Raw genomic sequence first — 3,416 nt, 5'->3', positions numbered from 1 at the left:
CACCCGCACCCGCGCCGGCTCCCGAGCCCGCAGCGCCGCCCGCCGAAACGGTCCGCGCTCCCGAGCCCGAGGCGCCCCGCGCCGTCGCTTTTGCCGGGCCCCGTGCGGCGATCGACCGCGACGTGCTGCGCGAGGCCGGTCTGATCGTGCCCGAGGACCCGGTGACGGGCCTTCTCGAGGAGTTCCGGATCGTCAAGCGCGAGCTGATCGCCGATGCCCGCAGCGGCGGCGCGCTCGCCCGGCGCATTCTCGTGTGCTCGCCGCACCAGGGCGAGGGCAAGACCTATTGCGCCACCAACCTCGCGATCGCGCTCGCCGCCGAGCGGGGGCTCGAGGTGCTGCTCGTCGATGCCGACGTGGTGCGCCCGAGCGTCACCGCGCGGCTCGGCATCGCGGCCGAGCAGGGTCTGATGGACGCGCTCGCCGATCCGGCGGTTCCGCCCGAAAGCCTTGTCATCGGCACCGACATTCCGGGGCTTTTCGTGCTGCCCGCCGGGACGCCCAGCGCGCGCGATGCCGAATGGCTAGCCAGCGCCCGGACCGCCGAGGTGCTGGACCGCCTGACCCGGGGCGCGCCCGACCGTTTCGTGATCTTCGATACGCCGCCCGCGCTTGCCGCATCGCCCGCCGCCGAGCTTGCCAAGCACGTCGGCCAGGCGCTGCTGGTGGTGCGCGCCGACGAAACCAGCCGCGCCGCGCTCGAGGATGCGCAGCAACTCCTGTCGGCCTGCGCCGACATCAAGCTGCTCCTCAACGCGGCGCGCTACAGCCCTTCGGGACGCCGCTTCGGCTCCTATGGGGGGAGGGGGAATTGATATGCGACTGACTGCTCTCCTGCCGGCGCTGCTGGCCGGGGCCGCCCTTGCGGGCGGCGCCGCGCCGGCCTTTGCGCAGGCCATGCCGCAAGGCGGCCCGCAGGCTGCGCCGCAGGGCGGCCAGCAGGGCGGCGACCAGCCCACCCAGCGCCGCGGCCGGGTGGTGCAGCCCTATATCGAAGTCAGCCAGGTCGTCTCGGCCGAACTGAGCCCGGGCAACGACGTCGTCACCTTCACCCAGGTCGCCGCCGGGGTCGACGTGAACCTTCAGGGCCGCAACAGCGCGGCGACGGTCTCGGTCCGCTACGAGCGCAACATCGGTTACGGCGACAACAGCATCGACAACAACACGCTCAGCGGGATCGCCGCCGGGTCGCTGGCGGTGGTGCCCGGGACGCTCAGTCTCGAGGCCGGCGCGCTCGCTTCGCGCACCCGGATCGATGCGGGCGGGGCCACCACGGTCAACCCGCTGGTGCGCGAGGACGCCGAAAGCCGCATCTATAGCGCCTATGTCGGACCGAGCCTCCAGACCCGCATCGGCGATGTCGGGGTGCAGGGCGTCGCGCGGGTCGGCTATAACCGCTTCGAGGCGGACAACGCTCTCGTCACCCAGAACGGCCAGGCGCTCGACCTGTTTGACGACAGCGTCACCTATCTCGGCCAGCTGCGCGCCGGGGTGCGCGCGGGCGAGGTGCTGCCGGTGGGCCTCGCGGTCACCGCCGGGGGCTTCCAGGAGGATATCTCCAACCTCGACCAGCGGGTGCGCGACCTCTACGTGCGCGCCGACGTGACCGTGCCGATCACCCCCGATCTCGCGCTGGTCGGCGGTGCGGGCTACGAGGACGTGGAGATCTCCAGCCGCGATGCGCTGCGCGATGCGAACGGCGCGCCGGTGATCGGCAACGACGGACGCTTCGTCACCGACCAGTCCGCGCCGCGACAGATCGCCTTCGCGGTCGACGGCCTCTTGTGGGACGTGGGCGTGCTGTGGCGGCCTTCGTCGCGCACCAGCCTACAGGCCTCGGTTGGGCGGCGCTACGATTCGACGACCTATTACGGCACCTTCACCTACACCCCGAGCCAGCGCAGCAACCTTGCGATCGCGGTCTATGACGGGGTGAGCGGCTTCGGCGGGGTGCTCAACAATTCGCTGGCGCGGCTCGGCACCGGGTTCGAGGCGATCCGCAACCCGGTGACGGGCGACTTCGGCGGGCTGGTCAACAATGCCAACGGGCAGGGCCTGGTCGGCGCGCCCGGCTCGGCACGGGCCGCCGCCTTCCGCGGGCGCGGCGCGGTTGCCTCCTACCAGCGCACCATGGGCCGCACCACCGCGGCGATCGGCGCAGGCTACGACCGGCGCACCTTCATCACCGCCGCCGGCACCGTGCTCGCGCCCGTCAACGGCCTGACCGACGAGAGCTATTACGTCACCGGCGGCGTCTCGCGCCAGGTGGGGCAGAACGCCAACGTCACCACCAACGCCTACGTCAACTGGTTCGACGGGGCCGGCAACAACGACGTGACCGCCATCGGCGGCTCGGCGGCCTACAACCAGTCGATCACCCAGCGCCTCGAAGGCCGCGCGGCGATCGGCGTCGATTACGTCGACAGCCAGTTCACCGCGCAGGACTTCGCCATCGCGACCGCGCTGGTCGGCCTCAGGTACAATTTCTAAGCGGGAGTGCACGCACCCATGTACGAACAGTTCTACGGCTTCAGCGGGCGCCCCTTCCAGCTCACCCCGGACCCGCAATTCTACTTCGAGAGCACCAGCCACAAGAAGGCCATGAGCTACCTCGGCTACGGCCTTGCCCAGGGCGAAGGCTTCATCGTCATCACCGGCGAGGTCGGCGCGGGCAAGTCGACGCTGGTCGCGCACCTGATGGAGCGGATCGACCCGGCGGCGCTGACGGTCGCGCAGGTCGTCACCTCCGCATTGGACGGCGAGGAGCTGATCCACGTCGTCGCCCAGGCCTTCGGTCTCCATGTCGAGGGCCATGACAAGGCGAGCGCGCTGGGCACGATCGAGCGCTTCCTCCAGGACGAGGCGCGCGCCGGGCGCCGCTGTCTGTTGGTGGTAGACGAATGCCAGAACCTCGCGCTCGAGGCGCTGGAGGAGCTGAGGATGCTCTCGAACTTCCAGTTGGGCTCGCACCCGCTGCTGCAAAGCCTGCTGCTCGGCCAGCCCGAGTTCCGCAGCACCGTCGCCCATCACCCGGGGCTCGAACAGCTGCGCCAGCGGATCATCGCCTCGCACCATCTCGAGGCGCTCGATGGCGGGGAGGTTGAGCACTATGTCCGCCACCGCTTGGGCCATGTCGGGTGGGACGGGCGCCCGGCTTTCGAGGCGGGGCTGCTCGATGCGCTCTTCCGCCACACCGGGGGAATCCCGCGCCGGGTCAACCAGGTGATGAACCGCCTGCTGCTGCTCGCCGCGATCGAGGAGAGCGAACTCCTGTCGCTGCGGATGCTCGATGCGGTGGTGGCCGAGATGGCCGCAGACCAGACCCGCGGCGCGCGCGCCGGCGGGGGCGATCTCAGGGCCGCGCCGCAGCCGGCCCCGGCCCCCGTGGTGGCCGAGGCACCCGCGCCGCCTCCCGC

The 3,416-nt window shown here is 71.2% G+C and carries 3 protein-coding genes; all 3 read left to right on the top strand.

The window, feature by feature from the left end; translation table 11 throughout:
* Positions 1 to 815: AAA family ATPase (locus tag OPU67_RS16265; RefSeq protein WP_267621518.1), on the top strand; the 815-nt coding region annotated here is incomplete at its 5' end.
* A gap of 1 nt (position 816) precedes the next feature.
* Entirely contained in the window at positions 817 to 2,490 is a 1,674-nt protein-coding gene (locus tag OPU67_RS16260) for a preprotein translocase subunit YajC (RefSeq protein ID WP_267621516.1), read from the top strand.
* 18 nt (positions 2,491 to 2,508) lie between these two features.
* On the top strand, positions 2,509 to 3,416 hold a 908-nt coding region (locus OPU67_RS16255; protein ID WP_267621514.1), incomplete at its 3' end, for an XrtA/PEP-CTERM system-associated ATPase.

It is taken from the genome of Erythrobacter sp. WG (genome assembly GCF_026586795.1).
Lineage (GTDB): Bacteria > Pseudomonadota > Alphaproteobacteria > Sphingomonadales > Sphingomonadaceae > Erythrobacter.
Note: the sequence above shows the minus strand (reverse complement) of the source record. Positions and strands in the feature narration are given on the sequence as shown.

Excerpts from the sequence above, each read along its gene's own strand:
- OPU67_RS16260 (WP_267621516.1), top strand. The coding sequence starts at position 817 with ATGCGACTGACTGCTCTCCTGCCGGCGCTGCTGGCCGGGGCCGCCCTT.